This is a genomic window from Brevundimonas sp. 01N35 (assembly GCF_056399785.1).
In genome coordinates, this window is the sequence record NZ_JBFTRZ010000013.1 from 1 (window position 1) to 19,226 (window position 19,226).

The 19,226-nt window shown below is 68.9% G+C and carries 17 protein-coding genes; 8 read left to right on the forward strand and 9 right to left on the reverse strand.

The window, feature by feature from the left end; translation table 11 throughout:
- Window positions 1-757 precede the first annotated feature (757 nt).
- On the forward strand, window positions 758-2,806 hold the full coding sequence (locus tag AC1DJ5_RS12800) for an OPT family oligopeptide transporter (RefSeq protein WP_477020858.1): 2,049 nt from the start codon (window positions 758-760) through the stop codon (window positions 2,804-2,806).
- An 11-nt stretch (window positions 2,807-2,817) separates the two neighbouring features.
- Here AC1DJ5_RS12800 and AC1DJ5_RS12805 read toward each other — a convergent pair whose 3' ends face one another.
- Window positions 2,818-3,690 (reverse strand): LysR family transcriptional regulator, encoded by an 873-nt coding sequence (locus tag AC1DJ5_RS12805; protein ID WP_477020859.1) that lies wholly within the window; start codon window positions 3,688-3,690, stop codon window positions 2,818-2,820.
- An 83-nt stretch (window positions 3,691-3,773) separates the two neighbouring features.
- On the opposite strand from AC1DJ5_RS12805, the gene AC1DJ5_RS12810 reads away from it, so the two are divergent.
- Window positions 3,774-4,820 (forward strand): YeiH family protein, encoded by a 1,047-nt coding sequence (locus tag AC1DJ5_RS12810; protein ID WP_477020860.1) that lies wholly within the window; start codon window positions 3,774-3,776, stop codon window positions 4,818-4,820.
- A gap of 128 nt (window positions 4,821-4,948) precedes the next feature.
- Complete coding sequence (gene typA / locus AC1DJ5_RS12815; RefSeq protein ID WP_441456387.1) at window positions 4,949-6,781, forward strand: translational GTPase TypA; 1,833 nt, start codon at window positions 4,949-4,951, stop codon at window positions 6,779-6,781.
- 305 nt (window positions 6,782-7,086) lie between these two features.
- Here the strand turns inward: typA and AC1DJ5_RS12820 are convergent, their stop codons facing one another.
- The gene (locus AC1DJ5_RS12820; RefSeq protein ID WP_477020861.1) at window positions 7,087-8,751 is read right to left on the reverse strand and encodes a phosphatidylglycerol lysyltransferase domain-containing protein; all 1,665 of its coding nucleotides are present in this window, start codon (window positions 8,749-8,751) and stop codon (window positions 7,087-7,089) included.
- A 143-nt stretch (window positions 8,752-8,894) separates the two neighbouring features.
- Here AC1DJ5_RS12820 and AC1DJ5_RS12825 point away from each other — a divergent pair, with 143 nt between their 5' ends.
- Window positions 8,895-9,362: a superoxide dismutase gene (locus AC1DJ5_RS12825; protein WP_477020862.1), complete on the forward strand. Its 468-nt coding sequence runs from the start codon at window positions 8,895-8,897 to the stop codon at window positions 9,360-9,362.
- A 96-nt stretch (window positions 9,363-9,458) separates the two neighbouring features.
- Here AC1DJ5_RS12825 and AC1DJ5_RS12830 read toward each other — a convergent pair whose 3' ends face one another.
- Window positions 9,459-9,716 (reverse strand): GlsB/YeaQ/YmgE family stress response membrane protein, encoded by a 258-nt coding sequence (locus AC1DJ5_RS12830; protein WP_441456384.1) that lies wholly within the window; start codon window positions 9,714-9,716, stop codon window positions 9,459-9,461.
- A gap of 187 nt (window positions 9,717-9,903) precedes the next feature.
- On the opposite strand from AC1DJ5_RS12830, the gene AC1DJ5_RS12835 reads away from it, so the two are divergent.
- Both AC1DJ5_RS12835 and hisN read left to right on the forward strand, forming a co-directional pair.
- Window positions 9,904-10,284: a helix-turn-helix domain-containing protein gene (locus AC1DJ5_RS12835; RefSeq protein ID WP_441456383.1), complete on the forward strand. Its 381-nt coding sequence runs from the start codon at window positions 9,904-9,906 to the stop codon at window positions 10,282-10,284.
- Between the two features lie 39 nt (window positions 10,285-10,323).
- Window positions 10,324-11,103 (forward strand): histidinol-phosphatase, encoded by a 780-nt coding sequence (gene hisN / locus AC1DJ5_RS12840; RefSeq protein WP_477020863.1) that lies wholly within the window; start codon window positions 10,324-10,326, stop codon window positions 11,101-11,103.
- On the opposite strand, the gene AC1DJ5_RS12845 is transcribed toward hisN, so the two are convergent.
- The 3 genes from AC1DJ5_RS12845 to AC1DJ5_RS12855 form a co-directional block, all read right to left on the reverse strand.
- Window positions 11,104-12,129 carry an alpha/beta fold hydrolase gene (locus tag AC1DJ5_RS12845; RefSeq protein ID WP_477020864.1) on the reverse strand — a complete coding sequence of 342 codons (1,026 nt, stop codon included), beginning with the start codon at window positions 12,127-12,129 and terminating at the stop codon, window positions 11,104-11,106. It lies immediately after the preceding gene.
- Window positions 12,126-13,025 (reverse strand): class I SAM-dependent methyltransferase, encoded by a 900-nt coding sequence (locus AC1DJ5_RS12850; protein WP_477020865.1) that lies wholly within the window; start codon window positions 13,023-13,025, stop codon window positions 12,126-12,128. The genes AC1DJ5_RS12845 and AC1DJ5_RS12850 overlap by 4 nt, the downstream gene beginning before the upstream one ends.
- Before the next feature lie 78 nt (window positions 13,026-13,103).
- The gene (locus AC1DJ5_RS12855) at window positions 13,104-13,913 is read right to left on the reverse strand and encodes a class I SAM-dependent methyltransferase (RefSeq protein WP_477020866.1); all 810 of its coding nucleotides are present in this window, start codon (window positions 13,911-13,913) and stop codon (window positions 13,104-13,106) included.
- A 265-nt stretch (window positions 13,914-14,178) separates the two neighbouring features.
- Between AC1DJ5_RS12855 and AC1DJ5_RS12860 the strand changes: the two genes are divergently transcribed.
- Entirely contained in the window at window positions 14,179-14,643 is a 465-nt protein-coding gene (locus AC1DJ5_RS12860) for an Hsp20 family protein (RefSeq protein WP_441456379.1), read from the forward strand.
- A gap of 181 nt (window positions 14,644-14,824) precedes the next feature.
- Here AC1DJ5_RS12860 and AC1DJ5_RS12865 read toward each other — a convergent pair whose 3' ends face one another.
- Genes AC1DJ5_RS12865 through gpmA form a run of 3 tightly spaced genes read right to left on the reverse strand, consistent with a single transcriptional unit; the run spans window position 14,825 to window position 17,521 of the window.
- Complete coding sequence (locus tag AC1DJ5_RS12865; protein WP_477020867.1) at window positions 14,825-16,102, reverse strand: pentapeptide repeat-containing protein; 1,278 nt, start codon at window positions 16,100-16,102, stop codon at window positions 14,825-14,827.
- Window positions 16,103-16,154: 52 nt separating this feature from the next.
- Window positions 16,155-16,784, reverse strand: a complete 630-nt coding sequence (locus tag AC1DJ5_RS12870; RefSeq protein ID WP_441456390.1) for a bifunctional diaminohydroxyphosphoribosylaminopyrimidine deaminase/5-amino-6-(5-phosphoribosylamino)uracil reductase RibD — start codon at window positions 16,782-16,784, stop codon at window positions 16,155-16,157.
- A gap of 11 nt (window positions 16,785-16,795) precedes the next feature.
- Complete coding sequence (gpmA, locus tag AC1DJ5_RS12875) at window positions 16,796-17,521, reverse strand: 2,3-diphosphoglycerate-dependent phosphoglycerate mutase (RefSeq protein ID WP_477020868.1); 726 nt, start codon at window positions 17,519-17,521, stop codon at window positions 16,796-16,798.
- 192 nt (window positions 17,522-17,713) lie between these two features.
- Here gpmA and AC1DJ5_RS12880 point away from each other — a divergent pair, with 192 nt between their 5' ends.
- Window positions 17,714-19,213: a phosphomannomutase/phosphoglucomutase gene (locus AC1DJ5_RS12880; protein ID WP_441456376.1), complete on the forward strand. Its 1,500-nt coding sequence runs from the start codon at window positions 17,714-17,716 to the stop codon at window positions 19,211-19,213.
- Window positions 19,214-19,226 lie beyond the last annotated feature (13 nt).

Sequence of the window (19,226 nt, forward strand, 5' to 3'; positions counted from 1 at the left end):
CGCAAGGGAGGGCTCGCTTGGCCGGCGAACCGAAGCGGCGGCGGGAGCGGAGAGAACGGGGGTCTTGTCGGACCGTCAGCCTCTCGTCGCGCGCACCGGGCAAGGGAGCACCCAGCGGAAGGCGGCGATGGATCAGGCGGGCGGTTCAGAGGTGAAGGGAGCGGCTCGCGAACACGCGTTGCTCTTGTGGTCTCAAGTAGCCCGAAGGGCGATAGACCACACCTCAATCAAGACGCCGCTGGGGCCTAGCGACGGGGCGTTCGACCCGTCCATCGTAGAGGCTCCGGTCAGGGTCGAGGGGGTTACTCAGACCGTTCCAGGACCGCGTCGTCGCGCGGCCTGCCCGTCATGGGCGCCGGGGGTAGCCGCAAACAGCGGCGCCTGCCCCGAGCTCATGTCCAACTCTTCGCGCGGGGCGTCGGTCTTCGTCGAAACGGTAAAACTACATCCTCTCCGGGCGAAGGCCCGGCGCCCCGCCCAGCCCTCCGCCGCCCGCGTTCACGCGAGGCGGGCGTCTGTGTTCCTTCTCCCCTTGCGGGTGGAGGAGGCTCGCATGCGAGCCGACGACGGGTGGCAGGCGAAGCCTGACGGATGAGGGGTCTCGCGACATTGGCCGACAACGAATAGTCAGTCCTCAGCGCCACCCCTCATCCGACCTCGCTCCGCTCGGCCACCTTCTCCCGCAAGGGGAGAAGGGAAGGGCGTTGTCACGGCGCCGCTTTCGGGATTACCTCCGGCGACAACGGAAAGAACCCGCATGACAGACAAACCCGCCGGGATCGGCAAACGCATCGAATTGACCATCCGCGCCCTGATCCTGGGCTGCCTGCTGGCGGCGGTGTTTACGGCGGCCAACACCTATCTGGGCCTGAAAGTCGGCCTGACCTTCGCTTCGGCCATTCCGGCGGCGGTCATTTCGATGGCCCTGCTGCGGGCCTTCAAGGGGTCGACCATCTGGGAGAACATGACGGTTCAGACCGTCGCCTCGGTCGGCGGCGCCATGAGCTCGATCATCTTCGTCCTGCCCGGTCTGGTCATGATCGGCTGGTGGATGAACTTCCCCTTCTGGGAGTCGGTGATGATCTGCATCCTCGGCGGCGTCCTGGGGGTGACCTTCTCCATCCCGCTGCGCCGGACCCTGGTGGTGCAGGCCGACCTGCCCTACCCCGAGGGCGTCGCCGCCGCCGAGGTGCTGAAGGTCGGGTCGCCCGGCGCGGATGAGTCCGCAAGCGCCGTGCGCGAGAACCGTTCGGGCCTGGTCGTCGTGGTCGGCAGCGCCGTCGCCTCGGCCTTCTTCGCCTTCCTGGCCTCGGCCCGCGTCTTCGCCGCCGAGACCGTCGCCTTCCTGCGCCTCCCCGCCGCGCTCGGCGGCGGCGCCACCGGCGTCGGCTTCTCCATGCAGTTCGCCCTGCTGGGCGCCGGTCACCTGATCGGTCTGGCCGTCGGCCTGACCCAGTTGTTCGGTCTGGTTCTGGCCTGGCTGATCTTCGTGCCCATCCTGACCTCGCCCGACACCGTGGCCTGGCTGGCCGCCCACGGCGTGCCCTCCATCGCCGCCTCCGTCCCGGCGGGCGCCCCGGCCGAAGAACTGGCCATGACGGTCTGGGCCAAGGAAGTCCGCTTCATCGGCGCCGGCGTCATCGGCGTCGCCGCCCTGTGGACCCTGTTCAAACTCGCCAAGCCCCTGGTCGCCGGCCTGGCTTCGGCCCTGGCCGCACAGGAAAAACGCGCCCACGGCGAGGTTCTGGACCGCACCGAACAGGACATCCCGATCAAGCTGGTCGGCCTGCTCTCGGTCGCCGCCCTGGTCGGCATCGCCGTCCTGCTGGCCCTGTTCACGCAGGGCACGACGCTGGCGGCCTCGGCCCCCATCCTGGTCATCGGCGGGCTGATTTACGTCGTGGTCATCGGCTTCGCCGTGGCCGCCATCTGCGGCTACATGGCCGGCCTGATCGGCTCGTCCAACAGCCCGGTGTCGGGCGTCGGCATCCTGGCCATCGTCATCGCCTCGCTGCTGATGCTGGGCGTCATGGCCATCGCCAACGTGCCTGCCGATCCGTCGATCATCGCCTTCGCCCTGATCGTCACCTCCATCGTCTTCGCCGTCGCCGTCATTTCCAACGACAACCTGCAGGACCTGAAGACCGGCCAACTGGTCGAGGCCACGCCCTGGCGTCAGCAGACGGCCCTGCTGGTCGGCGTCGTCGCCGGCGCCCTGGTCATCCCCTTCGTCCTGGACATGATGAACCAGGCCTTCGGCTTCGAGGGCGGCCCGCCCGCCATCGTCGAGGGCACGCAGACCCTGGCCGCGCCGCAAGCCACCCTGATCTCGGCCCTGGCCAAGGGCGTCATCAGCGGCGACCTGCGCTGGGACCTGATCGGCATCGGCGCCGCCGTCGGCGTCCTGGTCATCATCCTCGACGTGGTCCTGCAACGCTCGACCAAGGGCAAGATCAAGCTGCCGCCGCTGGCCGCCGGCATCGGCGTCTATCTGCCGGCCGCCGTCACCACCATGCTGGTCATCGGCGCGGTCTGCGGCTGGATCTATGAGAAGTGGATCGCCACGACCCGCTTCAATGAGGTCGGCCGTCGCATGGGCGTGCTTCTGGCTTCGGGCCTGATCGTCGGTGAAAGCCTGTTCGGCGTCTTCACCGCCGCCGTCATCGTCAGCACCCGGAACGAAGCCCCCTTCGCCCTTCTGCCCAAGGAGACCATGTGGCCGGCCATGCTGGCGGGCGTCGTCGCCTTCGCTGGCCTGACCTTCGCCCTCTACGCCTGGATCCGCAGCCGCTCGGCCAAGGTCTGACCCAGCTCTAGCTAAAGCGCGGAGGCGAAGGCCTCCGCCGCCCGGCTGGGCCGCCGTTCGCGGTGGCGCAGCAGATGAAACGGCCGCTCGGGCAGATCGAGCGGCAGACGAACCAGCCGCCCCGCCTCGATCAGGGGCTGGGCGGCCAGTTCCGAGATCGCCGTGACCAGATCACTGGCCGCCACCGCCGCCAGGATCGCCTCGTTCGACGGCAGGGTCAGAACCGTCCGCAGCTCCGACGCCGCGACGCCGCGCGGCAGGGCCGCCTCGAACTCGCTACGCGTGCCAGACCCCTCTTCGCGCAAGACCCAGTCCAGCCCGCGCAGATCGGACGCCGACAGGGGCTCGCCCCGCCCCGCCAGCGGATGCCCCGGCGCCGCCACGACCACCAGCCGGTCGGCGTCGATCCGCGCCTTTTCGACCCTTGCAGCCTCGAACGCCCCCTCGATCAGGCCCAGTTCGGCCTCGCCCGCCAGCACCGCCTCGACCACCCGATGGGTGTTGCCGATGGTCAGATGCAGGTCGATCTCCGGGTGGGCCCGGGCAAAGGCCGCCATGCGGGGCGGCAGCCAGTAGGCGGCGATGGTCTGGCTGGCGAACAGCCGCACCGAGCCGCGCTTCAGCCCCGCAAGATCGTCCAGCACCCGCCCCGCCGCCTCGGCCTGAGCCAGCACCGCCCGGGCCTCGGGCAGGAAGGCCGCGCCCGCAGCGTTCAGCGCCAGACCCCGGCCGACCCGGTCGAACAACCGCGTCCCGTGCCGCGCCTCCAGCGCCGCCACGGCCGCGCTGACCGCCGACTGGGTCAGGTTCAGCGCCTCGGCCGCCCGCGTCATATGCAGACGCTCGGCCACGGCGACGAAGATGCGGAGCTGTTCCAGCGTCATGACCCATCAATCGTCTTTATCGATCGTTAAATCCAGAACTATCCATTGGATCGATCAGATGTCGGAGCAGAGGATGCGGCGTCATGACGACCGCCCTCCACCCCGTCCACGCCCGCCGCTCCCTGACCGGCCCGATGCGCCTGCTGCCGGGCGTGCTTTTGAGCGCCGGAATCGGCACCGCGGCCTTCGGCCTGCAGATGATCGAGACGCGGCTGTTCGGCCATCCGTGGATCGAAGGCCTGGTGCTGGCCATCCTGACGGGGGCGGGCCTGCGCTTGGTCTGGACCCCGTCCGAGGTCTGGACGCCCGGGGTGCGCTTCAGCGCCAAGACCTTGCTGGAGGTGGCCGTCGCCCTGCTGGGCGCCACCGTTTCCGGCGCCGCCGTCGTTGCCCTGGGGCCGGTCCTGCTGCTGGCCATCGTCGGCGTGGTCGCCCTGGCCATCGTCGGCGGCTACGCCCTGGGCCGGGCCTTCGGCCTGCCGCCCGCCATGGCCCTGCTGGTCGCCTGCGGCAACGCCATCTGCGGCAACTCCGCCATCGCCGCCGTCGCCCCGGTCATCGAGGCGGAAGGCCAGGACGTGGCCGCCGCCATCGGCTTCACCGCCGTCCTGGGCATTCTGGTGGTCCTTCTGGTCCCCGTCGTCGGTGCCCTGATGGGCTTCGACCCCGTCAAGGTCGGCGTTCTGGCCGGTCTGACCGTCTATGCCGTGCCCCAGGTTCTGGCCGCCGCCGCCCCCGCCGGGCTGCTGGCTGTCCAGACCGGCGCGATCGTCAAGCTGGTCCGCGTCCTGATGCTGGGCCCGGTCTGCCTGGTGCTGGGCCTGATGCGCTCGGGCAAGGTCGAGGGCGCCAAGGGTCCCAAGCTGCACCACATGGCCCCCTGGTTCATCATCGTCTTCCTGATTCTGATGGGACTGCGCTCGGCGGGCCTGATCCCGGAAGTCGTCCTGCCCTCGCTCCAGACCGGGGTAACCGCCATGACCCTGATCGCCATGGCGGGGCTGGGGCTGATGGTGGATCCGCGCGCCGTGGTTCGCGCCGGGCCGCGCGTGGCCGCTGTCGCCGCACTTTCGGCCCTACTGATCGGCGCCCTGGCGTTGACGACGATCGTGCTGATTTTGCCGGCCTGACGCACAATCGAACCGCCACGCTGGCCTTTCGAGTCAGAGGGCTGTAAGAGGCGCCGCTTCCTTCCTGATACCGCATCTTGCAGCGGCCCGGAGTTTCCGCGGCCGAACACAGTCCGCCCGAGCCCGAAATGAACCTTCGTAACGTCGCTATCATCGCCCACGTTGACCACGGCAAGACCACCATGGTTGACGCCCTGCTGGCTCAGTCCGGCGTCTTCCGAGCCAACGAGGCGACCACTGAGCGCGCCATGGACTCGGGCGACCAGGAAAAAGAGCGCGGCATCACCATCCTGGCCAAGTGCACCTCGGTGCTCTGGAACGGCAAGGCTGGCGAAACCCGCATCAACATCATCGACACCCCCGGCCACGCCGACTTCGGCGGTGAAGTCGAGCGCATCCTGGGCATGGTGGACGGCTGCGTCATCCTGATCGACGCCGAAGAGGGCGTCATGCCGCAGACCAAGTTCGTTCTGACCAAGGCTCTGAAGATGGGCCTGAAGCCCATCCTCTGCATCAACAAGGTTGACCGCGCCCACGCCGATCCGGACCGCGTCCACAACGAAGCCTTCGACCTGTTCGCCGCCATCGGCGCGACGGACGAGCAACTGGACTTCCCGCACATCTACGCCTCGGGCCGTTCGGGTTGGGCCACGCTGGACCTCAACGTCCCTAGCGATAACCTTGCCCCGCTGTTCGACCTGATCGTCGAGCACGTCCCGGCGCCCAAGGTTCAAGAAAACCGCGACAAGCCCTTCCAGATGCTGAACGTCCTGATCGAAAGCGACCCCTTCCTGGGCCGCCTGCTGACCGGCCGTATCCAGAGCGGCAAGGCTATCCCCGGCATGGCCATCCATGCCCTGGACCGTGATGGCAAGGAAATCGAACGCGGCCGCATCACCAAGGTCCTGGCCTTCCGCGGCCTGAAGCGTCAGGCCCTAGACGAAGGTTCGGAAGCCGGCGACATCGTCGCCATCGCCGGCATGTCCAAGGCCACCGTGGCCGACACCCTGTGCGCCATGGAAGTCACCGACGCCCTGCCGGCTCAGCCGATCGACCCGCCGACCATCTCCATGACCGTCTCGGTCAACGACAGCCCGCTGGCCGGCCGCGAAGGCGACAAGGTCCAGTCGCGCGTCATCCGTGACCGCCTGCTGAAGGAAGCCGAAGCCAACGTCGCCATCCGCGTCACCACCACCGAGGGCGGCGACGCCTATGAAGTGGCTGGCCGTGGCGAACTGCAACTGGGCGTTCTGATCGAAAACATGCGCCGTGAAGGCTTCGAGGTCTCGATCTCCCGTCCCCGCGTGGTCTTCCAGACCGGCGAGAACGGCGAGAAGATGGAGCCCATCGAAGACGTCATGATCGACGTCGACGACGAGTTCTCGGGTATCGTCATCGAGAAGCTGTCGGCCCGTAAGGCTGAAATGACCGACATGGGTCCGTCAGGCGCCGGCAAGACCCGCATCAGCCTGAAGTGCCCGTCGCGCTCGCTGATCGGCTATCAGGGCGAGTTCCTGACCGATACGCGCGGCTCGGGCGTGCTGAACCGCGTCTTCAGCCACTACGAAGCCTATAAGGGTGAGATCGCTGGCCGTCTGCGGGGCGTGCTGATTTCTAACTCGGACGGCGACACGGCGGCCTTCGCCCTGTGGAACCTGGAAGACCGCGGCATCATGTTCGTCGGCGCTGGCGAGAAGACCTACGAAGGCATGATCATCGGCGAGAACGCACGCTGGGACGACCTGGACGTCAACCCGATCAAGGGCAAGCAACTGACCAACGTCCGCGCCTCGGGCAAGGACGAAGCCGTTCGCCTGACCCCGCCGCGCCAGATGTCGCTGGAACAGGCCATCGCCTATATCGGCGACGACGAGCTGGTCGAGGTCACGCCCAAGTCGATCCGTCTGCGCAAGCAGATTCTGAACCCCTCGTTCCGCAAGAAGCGCGCCCGCCCCGACTGAGGCTGACGACAGACGAAATGAAGAAGGCGATCCGCAAGGGTCGCCTTTCTTTTTGGGATCTTTCCCTGAGGGCCTACCGCCCTTCGGGCTACTTGAGGCCGGCTGGTTGGGGCCTACCGACCTTACGGTCTGCTTGAGGCCGGTTTTGTTGGTGCCTACCGAAGTCTGCTTGAGGCCCGCTCCCCTTCATCGTCATCCCGGCCGAAGCGCAGCGGAGAGCCGGGACCGCCCCACACACGACGGTCCGCGCTTCCTGTGGTCCCGGATCGACCTTTCAGGTCGTCCGGGATGACGATGGAAGGGGCCTACTTCCTGAAGCCCAACATCCCCAGCCAGCCGCCGCTGGTCAGCAGGGCGACGTCCAGCAAGGCCATGGCCAGGGGCGTCGACGCGGGCGCGGCGATGAATTTCGCCCGCCACTCGGGGGCGAATTTTGCCTTGTAGGCGCGCAGGCCGGCGAAGCCGTAAAGCGCGCCGCCCTCCTCGAACACCAGGGCGCCGACGCGGGCGAAGACGGGGGCGATCCGACGATCCTCCAGCCCCGACAGCGGGGCCATGCCCAGATCGAAACCCTCATAGCCCTCGGCGCCCGCCCACTGGATGGCGCGCACGAACAGATAGTCCATCGCCCCCGTCGGCGCGTCCGGCCGATAGCGCATCAGGTCGATGGCCACCTCGCCCCGCCCCGCGCCCGGCAGCAGGTTGGCGAAGGCGACGATGCGCCCGCCCTCGCGCACCACGGCTAGAGGAGTCAGGTCCAGATAGTCGGGATCGAACCGGCCCAGGGAAAACGCCTTCTCCTCGCTGTTATGGATCTTCATCCAGGCCTCCGACACGGCGCGCAGCTCCGCCGCCAGTCCGCTGGCCGAACCCGGCGGCAGGACCTCGAACGACGCCCCCTCGCGTTCGGCCCGGTTCACGGCGGTGCGCAGGTTCTGCTTGGCCTTGCCTTCGAGCGAGAAGGCCGCGACGTCGATCACCGCCGCCTCGCCGACCTTTCTGACCGCCAGCCCCATGGTCGCCAGTTCGGCCAGCAACCCTTCGCCGATGGAATAGAAGACAGCCGCCCCGCCGTAGCGGTCGGCCATGGTGGCGAAGGCCCACAGCAGTTCCTGCCGTTCGACGCGCTGGCCGACGGGCTCGCCCATGGCGATCCAGCGGCGGCCGCGGACCCGATAGGCGATGAAGCTGCGGCCTGACGGGCTGAACAACAGGGCCTTGTCGCCTAGAGTCGCCAGCCAGCCCTCCGGCGCGGCGCTGTCGGCCTCGGCCAGGGCGATGCGGGCGCGGGCCAGATCGGCCGAACCGGCCGGTCCATGGCTGCCGGCCCCCGGCTCGGTCAGCAGGGAGCGGATCGCCACCGCCAGGGTCAGGATCGCCATCACCGCCCCGGCGCGCAGGAAGCCCGAGGCCTGACGATCGATCAGGAAGCTCCACCACAGTTCGTCGGTATAGGCCACGTCGCGATAGGCGAAGAAGCCGAGCCACAGGATCGCCCCCACCGCCGCGATCAGCAGCAGCAGCCAGCCCGGGGTCAGCGGCTCTCCTAGCCGCGAGCGGCGGTTGAACGCCGCCCGGCACGGCGCCAGCAGGAAGGCGATGGCCGTCAGCTGCGCCGCCTCCTCGAACTCCAGTCCCTTGAGCAGGGAAAAGACCGCGCCGACGATCAGGGCCAGCATGGCCGCATAATAGGCTCCCCGTCGACGCCGCCACAGGCCCGCCGACAGAAGCAGCAGCAGAAAGCCCGCCACGCTGGCGGCGAAATGCGACAGGTCGATCAGCAGGGGCGGCGCGAACCGGTCCAGCGCCCGCAGCCGGTCGCTGAAGGCCGGCGTCACCGCCGAAGCCAGCATCAGGGCGCCGGCGCAGAACGAGGCCACGGCGAAGACCTGCGGCGTCAGCTCATAGGCCAGCCCGCCAAGTCGCCGCAGAATGCGTCCCGCTCCGCCGTGTCTCGCCTTGGCTGTCATCCGTCCCCCTTAAGCTTGCACCATAGAGCAGGAATCGGTCGTTTGCGGCGCTGAAAAGGTCATTTCTAGGCCGCTGAAACAATCCGAAACCCAGCGGGTTCACCTTTTCGCGAGCGCCAGACTCGCTCAATCGGAGTGACCTCATGATCCGCAAGACCGCCCTGCTGACCGGCATCGCCGGCGCCCTCCTGTTCGCCGCGCCCGTGCTCGCTCAGGGCGCGACGATGCTGCAGACGCCCGAACCGGCCCCCACAGAGGCCGCTGCGGCTCAACCCCAAAGCCTGACCCTGACGCCGGGCGCCGTGGTCCGGAGCGCCGACGGCGCGGAACTCGGCAAGCTGGTCGGCGTGCAGAACGGCGCCTCGGGCCAGGAACTGACGGTGCGCGGGGCCGATGGCGCGGTCCGCCCTGTCGGGCTGGCCGGCATCCGCCAGGACGGCGCCGAAATCGTCGTCGACGCCACCCTGTCCGACTTCCAGGCCGCTGCGCCCATCAGCAGCGAGGCCCCGACCGAGGCGGCCCCCGACGCCACCCCGCCGACCCTGCCCACGGAGCCTGATTCCACGCCCACCCCGGACGAGCCGCCGGCGGTCGCTGCGCCGGCCGCCTGATCTTCGGCCGGGTATGAAAAAGGGGCGGCCGTCGGGCCGCCCCTTTGTCGCTTCTGGGTCGCTTCTGGGTCGCTTCTGGGCGTGTATCCGCGCCGTTCAGGCCCGCCTCTTGACCAGCCCCAGCAGGAACAGCAAGACCACCGCGCCGATCGTGGCGACGATGATGCCGACGATCCAGTTGCCGGCCGCATCCACGCCCAGGAGATTATTGGCCAGGAACCCGCCGACCAACGCGCCGACGACGCCGACCACCAGATTGGTCAGCAGGCCGTGGTCCCGCTTCATGATCTTTTCCGCCAGCCACCCGGCCACGATGCCGATGATGATCCAGGCGATCCAACCAAAGCCGCTCATGTCCTTGCTCCCTTCAAGTCCGGCTTGATGCCTTGGCCCTAATGCGTCGGTCGCCCAGGGGTTGCCTCCGCTCGCCCGTCAAGCGCCGCCATTCTCCAGAAAAGCGAATCCGGCACGGCGCTTGCGGCGCAGCAGGCCAGCCGTGTCGTTTCGACACAGCGCCCTTAGGACAGAGAAAGGGGCCGTCATGGCCGCCGACATCGATCTTCATCTAGGCCGCCGCCTGCGCCGCCGCCGCCGTCTGCTGGGCCTGACCCAGCAGCAGCTCGCCGTTCAGGTCGGCATCCGGTTCCAGCAGATTCAGAAATACGAGTGCGGCGCCAACCGCATCTCCGCCGCCCGCCTGTGGGAATTGGCCGAAGCGCTGGAGACCCAGGTCAGCTATTTCTACGACGGTCTGACCGAGGCGCTGCAGCACCATGAGGATGCGGCCGCCACCGCCGTGGAAGGCTTTTCCCGCAAGGAAACCCTCGATCTGATCCAGGCCTATCATCAGCTGGACGAACGGCCGCGCCGCCGTCTGCTGGACCTGGCTCGGTCGCTACACACGGACCACGAGGCGGCCTGACCCCTCGCTCCGGCAGGACGGGCGGTGTATGCCGCCGCCATGACCGAGCTGGAAGCCTTCGCCGTCGAACTGTCGCATGAGGCCGCGCGCACGGCCCTGCCCTATTTCCGTGGCGACAACGCCGAGGAGAACAAGGCCGGGCCCGGCGCCTTCGACCCCGTCACCGAGGCCGACCGCGCCGCCGAGGCCGCCATCCGCCGCCTGATCGCCGCCCGCTATCCGCACCACGGCGTGATCGGCGAGGAATACGGCGAGGACCGGCCCGATGCCGGCCATGTCTGGGTGCTGGACCCCATCGACGGCACCCGCGCCTTCATCGCCGGCCTGCCACTGTGGACCACCCTGATCGCCCTGCGTCACGAGGCGCGCCCCGTGATCGGCGCCATCGGCCAGCCCTACCTGGGCGAGGTCTTCCTGGGCGGCCCTTCCGGCGCGCGGCTGTTGCGCGATGGCGCCGACACCCCGCTGAAGACCCGCGCCTGTCCGCTTCTGGCCGACGCCCTGGTCGCCACCACCGATCCCGACATCTTCGTCGGCGCCGACCGCGAGGCCTGGACCCGGCTGCGGGCCTCGGCCCGGCTGGCCCGCCTGGGCTGCGACGGCTACGCCTACGCCATGGTGGCGGCGGGCCGGATCGACCTGGTGGCCGAAACCGAGCTGAAGATCTGGGACTGGTCGGCGCTGCTGCCGGTGATCGAGGCGGCGGGGGGCCGGGTCACGGGCTGGACCGGCCAGGCGCCGGACGGCGACGGCCGCATCCTGGCGGTCGGCGACGCCGCCCTGACGGGTCAGGCCTTGGCGGTTCTGAACGCGACCTAGTTAGCCCGCGCCCTTCTCCGGCGCGGGCGACGCGGCCTGTCCTTCAGCGGGCGCGACATAGCCGGCCAGGGCGTCGAACTCGTCGAGGAAGACGCCGCGCAGCGGGTCCGCCTCCATGATCACTTCGTGCAGCGCGCCCGAAACCTCGACATACCGGCCCCGGCCCAGACGCCGCGCCGCCCAGCGGTTGGTCTGTTTCCAGACCTTGTCGTCGTCGGCGGCCTGAACCACGCAGACGGGGATCTTCACCGCCTTCAGCGCGCGCGGCTTCAGGACGCGTTCGCCCGCGTCGAGAGCGAAGGCCAGCCACCCCCAGGTCGGGCCGCCGATGGCCAGATGGGGGCAGGCGTAGAGCTGCTGCCGCCACATGTCGTAACGCGCGCGGTCGGACGTCAGGGCGTCCTTCTCGAAGGTGTGGTCGAAGGGGTCGTCGGCGTCGTCCAGCACATAGTCGCCCGCCTTGCCGTGACGCAGGTTCCAGCGCACCGCCAGCTTGACCGACCACATCGACCGCTTGCCGGTCTTGATGCGCAGCATGGGACTGGACAGCACGGCGCCGGCGAACCGGTTCTCGCCCGCCTCTAGCGACAGCAGGTTCAGGCAGCCCCCCATCGAGTGGCCGACCATGATCCACGGCTTGGGCGCGCGGGCCTCATAGGCGTCCAGCAGGCGGGCGTAGTCGTCGAGAAACTCCTCGACCGCCCGGGCGTGGCCGCGCAGCCGGTCGGGCAACAACCGCGCCGACAGGCCCTGGCCGCGCCAGTCGTGGGCCAGGACGCAGAAACCGCGCGCCAGGAAATTGCCGATGACCTCGAAATATTTCTCGATCGGCTCGGTGCGGCCGGGGCTGAGCACCACCGTGCCGCGCGGGGTCTTGGCCACCATGGCCGAGGGCGTCCACAGGGCGGCGCGCAGGCGCAGGCCGCCCGCGCCGCGGAACCAGTCGCCCTCTCCGCCGGGAGGGGAGGCGGCGCCGGGAACCCCCATCAGGGGCGCATGGGCGGCGAAGGCGGTGGGGCGGCTCACTCGGGCTTCCTGAACTTCAAGGTCATGCGATCGCTCTCGCCGATCGCGTCGTACTTGGTGCGGTCGAACTCGGGATTGGCCGGCTGGCCCAGCGGCGCCGTCAGACGGCGCGGTGCCAAAGTCTCGACGCCGAAGGGATGGTCCTTGGTGTCCTTGGGGTTGGCGTTGATCTCGGACGCCTCGACGAAGACGAAACCGGCCTCGGCTGCCAGTTGTTTGACGAAGGATTCCTGCACATAGCCGTTGGCCGCCGCCGGATCCTGATCCTCGTCCGGTTGCAGCCGGTGCTGTTCGACCCCCAGGACGCCGCCGGAGCGCAGGGCCGCATAGGCGTCGGAAAAGGCCTTCTCGGCGATCCCCGCCGCCATCCAGGCGTGGATATAGCGCATGAACAGGACCAGATCGACGGTCCCGGCGGGCGCCACCGGCCCGGTCGTCGGGCCAAAGGCGCTGAACTGGACCTCGCCGTACAGCTTCTTGTCGCCTTCCAGCCGCGCCCTGAGCGCCGCGTTCAAGGCGGTTTGCGCCGGATCGGCGGCTGGCCCCTCGGCGAATCCCGCCGCGACATAGGTGCCGCCGCCCTTGCTCAGATAGGGGGCCAGGATATCGGTGTACCAGCCGCTGCCGGGCCAGAACTCCACCACCGTCATCTTCGGCTGCAGACCGAAGAACCGCAAGGTTTCAATGGGATGACGCCAAGCGTCGCGCGCCTTGTCGGCCGCCGAACGCCAGTCGCCCGCCACCGCCCAGTCAAGCGAGCCTTCCGACGGTCCCGCCGGCGTGGTCGGCGCGGGGGCCGCCGCCTTGTCTTGTTTCTTGCCGCAAGCGGCCAGGCCGGCGAAGGCGGCCATGCACGCCCCGGCCAAAACCGCGCGTCGCGTCGATCGCTCAGACATGCGCGCCTCCTTCCGCCGATTGGGTCATGCCCGTGGGCTTAAGGCGCTTCTGCGCGAGGGTCAAAACCGCAAACCCCATCAGTTTGCGGTCTCGGGCTTGCGGAAACGCAGGGTCATCCGGTCGCTCTCGCCGACGGCGTCGAAGGCGGCGCGCTCCTCGGCCGTCAGGACGCGGCCGTCCTTCTGCGAAGTGCGCGTCGGCGGCAGGGTCCAGACCCCGAACGGATGGTGACGGTCATCCTTGGGATTGGCGTTCAGTTCGCTGCGCGCCTCCAACTGGAAGCCGGCGCGGCGGGCGGCGTGGATGACGTAGCTTTCGGGGACGTAGCCGGTCGAGGCGGTGTCGGCGACGTTCATCCCCTCGACGCTGCGGTGCTGTTCGACGGCCAGGACGCCGCCCGGCTTCAGCGCCTTGAAGAAGGCGGCCAGATAGGGATCGGTGCGCCCGTCGCTCGACCAGTTGTGGAAGGCGCGCGCCACCACGACCATGTCGGCCGAACTGTCGGCGACGCCCATGCTCTCGGTCGGCTTGCCCACGGCGACATAGCGGCCGCCGGTCGCCGCCGCATAGGGCTCCAGGATATTGCGCCACCAGCCCGCACGGCCGGGTTCGATCTCGACCACCGTCTGGCCGGGCTGCAGGCCCCAGAAGGTCAGGGTCTCGAACGGATGGCGCTGGCTGTCGCGGGCGCGGTCGGCCTCGGGGCGCGCGGTCGAGGCGACGGCGGCCTGAAGCGCCGCGTCCTCGGCGATCGCGGGCATCTCCATCGACAGACCCTGGCGGTGCCGCAGGGCGGGCTCGGGCGGGGCGCCCAGCGGGGGGTTCTGCGCCAGAACGGGCGAGACGAGGGCGGACGCCAGGATGGCGGCGAGGACGAGGGGTCGCATGAGGGCTCCGGTCGGTCCTGAAAGAGACAATCCTCAACCCTTACGGCGCTTCGCGGCCTCGGCAAGGCGCGGATTGGGCCAAGCGACGATTTCGCGCGCCCCTTGCGGCGCGAAAAACGCCGCCTACTTCTCCTTCCGAGAGCGCCGATCCCGGGCTCTCCAGACTTGGCGGGGCCGATTACGGATCGTCGGGACTGAATCCCTCCGCCGTCCGGGGCTCAATTGCCGGGCGGTTCAACCTTGCTGAATTTCAGAAGGATGACCCATGCGTACCTATGATTTCTCGCCCCTGTACCGTTCCGCCGTCGGCTTCGACCGTCTGGCCCGCCAGTTGGAAAGCGCCGCGCGTTCCAGCCAGGAGAACGGCTGGCCCCCCTATAATATCGAGACGACCGGCGAGAACGCCTATCGCATCGAAATCGCCGTCGCCGGCTTCTCGCCCGACGAGCTGAACATCGAGGCCAAGGAAAACCAGCTGACCGTCATCGGCAAGAAGGCCGCAAACGACGACGCGTCGGCCCAGAAGACCTATCTGCATCGCGGGCTGGCCGAGCGTGACTTCGAGCGCCGCTTCCAGCTGGCCGACTATGTGGTGGTCAAGGGCGCCGACCTGTCGAACGGCCTGCTGACCATCGACCTGCAACGCGAACTGCCCGAGGCGCTCAAGCCGCGCCGCATCGAGATCGCGACCGGCAAGCTGATCGAGACCAAGACCGACAAGGCCGCCTAAGCGCGCCCGACGTCCGAAAAACTGAGGAAGGGGCGGCGTTCGCGCCGCCCCTTTTTCGTGCCCACAAATCTCCGTCATCCCCGGAAACGGCGCAGCCGTTATCCGGGACCGCAGGAAGCGTCGGCGTCTGGGGCGTCCCGGCGCTTCGCCTGACGGCTTCGGCCGGGATGACGAACAGGTTTTAAGCCGCCACGGCCTTGAGATCGGCCGGGTCCAGCCCGCGCGCGCCGCCGACCTGGGCGCCGGTGAAGTCGGCCTGTTTGGTCTGGGCGCCGTGCAGGACGGCGCGGCTCAGGTCCGCCCCCGCCAGCACCGCACGGCGCAGGTCGGCGCCGGACAGATCCGCCCCGCGCAGGACCGCACCCGTCAGGTCGGCGGGCAACAGCCGCTCAGGCCCCAGCATCAGCGGCCCTAGTTGCGCCTCGCGCAGGTCCGACCCATTCAGCTTGGCCCGCGCCAACCGCGCCCCGCGCAAGTCGGCGCGACGCAGATTGGCCGAGCGCAGGTCCGCGCCTTCCAACTGCGCGCCCTGAAGCTGCACGCCCTCCATATCCAGGCCGTAGAAGACCGCCCCCTTGGCCGACAGGGCCGTCAGGTTCAGGCCGCGAATGGATTCCAGCGGTCGCAGGTCGACCCCGTCGAACACCGAGGGCTGGCCCTCGGCCCCGCCCGTCTCGCACCACTGGGCGTGGTCGCGCAGCATCTCGGCGGCAGGCATGCGACTGACCGGCTCGCCCGCCGAACGATTGTCGGTCAGCGCGCCTTCCATATTGGCCCCGTCGGTGCGCCACATGGTGGCCTTGACCCCGACCAGGATGGCCCCGGAAAGGTCGGCCCCAGACAGGTCCGCGCCCGAAAGGTCCGCCCCCGCCAGATCGGCGCCGCGGAAATTGGCCTGTTTCAGATTGGCCCGGACCAGCTTGCAGTCCTTCATGATGGCGTCGGTGAAGTCGGCGGCCACGGCCACCACCCCCGTCATGCGCGACCGTTGCAGATTGGCCCCGACCAGGCTGGCGCCCTGGGCCTGGGTGTCGGCGCGTTTCTGGGCCTCGACCACGCGGAAGCCCAGCTTGGAATCTGCCGCCGCGATGGTGCCTTCGCGCAGGTCGGCCTCGAACAGGTCGGCGCCCGACAGGTCCGCCCCGCGCAGGCAGGCGCCGCGCAGGTCGGCCCGGCGCAAACTGGCGTCGGTCAGGACGATGTCCTGCATGTCCGCGCCGAAAAAGTTGGCGTTGTCCAGCTTGGCCCCGGTCAGGTCGCAGCTGTTCAGGCGGGCGGCGGCGAAATCGGCGTCGGACAGGTTACGGCCGCGCAGGCTCAGACCCGACAGGTCCATCCAGGCGAAGACGGCGCGCGCGCCGCCGGGCCGCGCCTGCCACAGGCGATCATGCTTGACGCAGATGGCGTCGACCTCAGCCTGGGTCAGTTTCTTGCGGACAGGATCGGCGGCGTCGCTCATGCCCCCAACATGGCTTACGGCCGTTAAGGAAGCTTTGCAGAAACAAACATTTCTACGCGCTCAGCAGGCCTTGCGCGCGCAAGGCGTCCGCCAGTTCGCCCTCATTGGTCCACAACCGGGTGTAGCCGGCCTCGCCCAGCCGGTTCAGCTCGGTCGTCAGGTCGGCGCGCGGCGCGGCGACGAAGCGGCCGTCGAAGCCCTTGCCGTCCTCGCTGACGCGGACCATCGGCCGCCCGGTCTCGACCCGGTGCAGGAAGCCTTCGCACAGGACGGCGGCGTCCTCGGCCAGCAGGCCGGTCTCGACCGTCAGTCCCGACTGGCGCAGACGTTCGGTGCCGCGCCCGGAGGCGAAGGGCGAGGGGTCCAGGGCGGCGATCACCACCCGCGTCACCCCGGCCTCGGCCAGGAAATGGGCGCAGGACTTGCGGCCCGACGACCGCGCGCCGCAGGGCTCCAGCGTGACATAGGCGGTCGCGCCCTTCACGGCCTCGCCTGCGGCGGGCACGGCCTGTTCCTCGGCGTGAGGCCGTCCGCCAGGGGCGGTGGCGGCTTCCGCCAGCACCACGCCGTCCTTGACCAGGACGCAGCCGACCGCCGGATTGGGCCAGGTCTCGCCCATGCGCGCCAGCGCCAGATCGATGGCGCGGCGCATGTGGACGGCGTCGCCTCCCGAAGCGTCCATGCCGGACGTGCTCACGCGACCGCTTTCGTGATCGCCGGCAGGGCTTGCGCCCGCCCCTCGTCCAGATAGCGGGCCGCGACCGGCTTCAGGTCGGCGTCCAGATCGATCTCCAGCGGATTGCCGGTGGGGATCTCGACGTTGACGATCTGATCGTCCGGCACGTCGAACAGGTGTTTGACAATGGCCCGCAGCGAGTTGCCATGAGCCGCGATCAGAACGTCTTCGCCAGCCTTCAGGCGCGGAGCGATGGCCGCGTTCCAATAGGGCAGGACCCGGTCGAGCGTGGTCTTCAGGCTCTCGGTGTCAGGGATGTCCTGGCCCGCATAGCGGGGGTCGGCGCCGAAATCGAACTCGCCGCCCGGGGCCAGCGGCGGCGGCGGTACGTCATAGCTGCGGCGCCAGACCTTGACCTGGTCCTCGCCGTGCTTGGCAGCCGTCTCGGCCTTGTCCAGGCCAGTCAGCCCGCCGTAGTGACGCTCGTTCAGACGCCAGTCCTCGACCGTCGGCACGTCCTTCAAGCCCGCCGCGTCCAGCGCCAGGGCGCCGGTGCGCTTGGCCCGCGTCAGCACCGAGGTAAACATGACCGCCGGCTTGAACCCGGCTTCAGCGATCAGTTCGCCGCCGCGCCGCGCCTGGGCCTCGCCCTCGGCGGTCAGGTCGACGTCGACCCAGCCGGTGAAGCGGTTTTCCAGGTTCCACTGGCTCTGGCCGTGGCGCAGCAGGATCAGGCGGGGCATGGGCGTCTCCGTAATTCCTCTTTCGCGTAGGCCGTGGACGCAGGGGTGGTCAAGGTTTCCCGACGGGGGCGCAATGCAGCCTGAACCGTCGCCGCGCGTTGTTGGCCTCGTCGGGGACGCCCGCTATACCGCGACGCTAGGGTGCGGGTCGTTCAGTCCCGCTCGCCCATTCGCGCACGCTCAGGAAGACTCATGTTGAAACCGCGCCAGGACATCCGCCCCAACACGGCGGAGTACGAGACCCTTCCCCTGGTGAAGCCGACCGGCTTCCGCGAATACGACGCCCGCTGGATCCTGGAAAAAGAGATCAACCTGCTGGGCATCCAGGCCCTCGGCCTGGGTCTGGCCACCTATGTGCATGAGATCGGGCAGCGTCCCCGAATCGCCGTCGGCCACGACTTCCGCTCCTATTCCCTGTCGGTGAAGCAGGCCCTGATCCTCGGCCTGCTGGAAGGCGGGATGGAGGTGGTCGACATCGGCCTGGCCTTGTCGCCGACGGCCTATTACGCCCAGTTCGCGCTGGACTGCCCCTGCGTGGCCATGGTCACGGCCAGCCACAACGAGAACGGCTGGACCGGAGTGAAGATGGGCGCCCAGGCGCCGCTGACGTTCGGCCCCGACGAGATGACCCGCCTGAAGGCCATCGTCCTGAGCGGCGAGGGCGTGGCCCGCCCCGGCGGCAAGCTGGAGCGCGTCGAAGGCTTCCGCGAACGCTACATCCAGGACGTCGCGTCCAAGGTCCAGCTGACCCGCCCCCTCAAGGTCGTCGCCGCCTGCGGCAACGGCACGGCCGGCGCCTTCGCCCCCGAAGCTCTGCGCCTGATGGGGGCCGAGGTGATCGAGATGGATACCGAGCTCGACTGGACCTTCCCCAAATACAATCCGAACCCGGAAGACCACGCCATGCTGATGCAGATGGCGGCCAAGGTGCGCGAGACCGGCGCCGATCTGGCCCTGGGCTTCGACGGCGACGGCGACCGCTGCGGCGTGGTGGACAATACCGGCGAGGAGATCTTCGCCGACAAGATCGGCCTGATGCTGGCCCGCGACCTCTCGGCCCTGCACCCCAACGCCACCTTTGTCGTCGATGTGAAGTCGACCGGCCTCTACAAGACCGACGCAGTACTGAAAGCCAACGGCGCCACCACCGTCTATTGGAAGACCGGCCACTCCTACATCAAGCGCAAGACCGCCGAGCTGGGCGCCCTGGCCGGGTTCGAGAAGTCGGGCCACTTCTTCCTGTCGGGCGATCTGGGCCACGGCTATGACGACGGTCTGGTCGCCGCCGGCGCCGTCCTGGCCATGCTGGACCGCAACCCCGGCAAGTCGCTCAGCGAACTGAAGTCCGCCCTGCCCGACGCCTGGACCAGCCTGACCATGTCGCCCCACTGCGACGACGAGCTGAAGTACGACGTCCTGGCCAGGATCGTGAAGGAATACGAGGACCTGGCGGCGTCGGGCGGCGAAATCCTCGGCCGCAAGATCGTCGAGGCCATCACCGTCAACGGCGTGCGCGTCCACCTCGAGGACGGCTCCTGGGTGCTGGTCCGCGCCTCGTCCAACAAGCCGGAACTGGTGGTGGTGGTCGAGAGCATGCGCTCCGCCGACGACATGCGCGACCTGTTCAGGAACGAGGTCAAACCGCGCCTCGCCGCCTATCCCGAGATCGGCGCCTATAATCAGGAAATCTGAATCCCTTTGACGC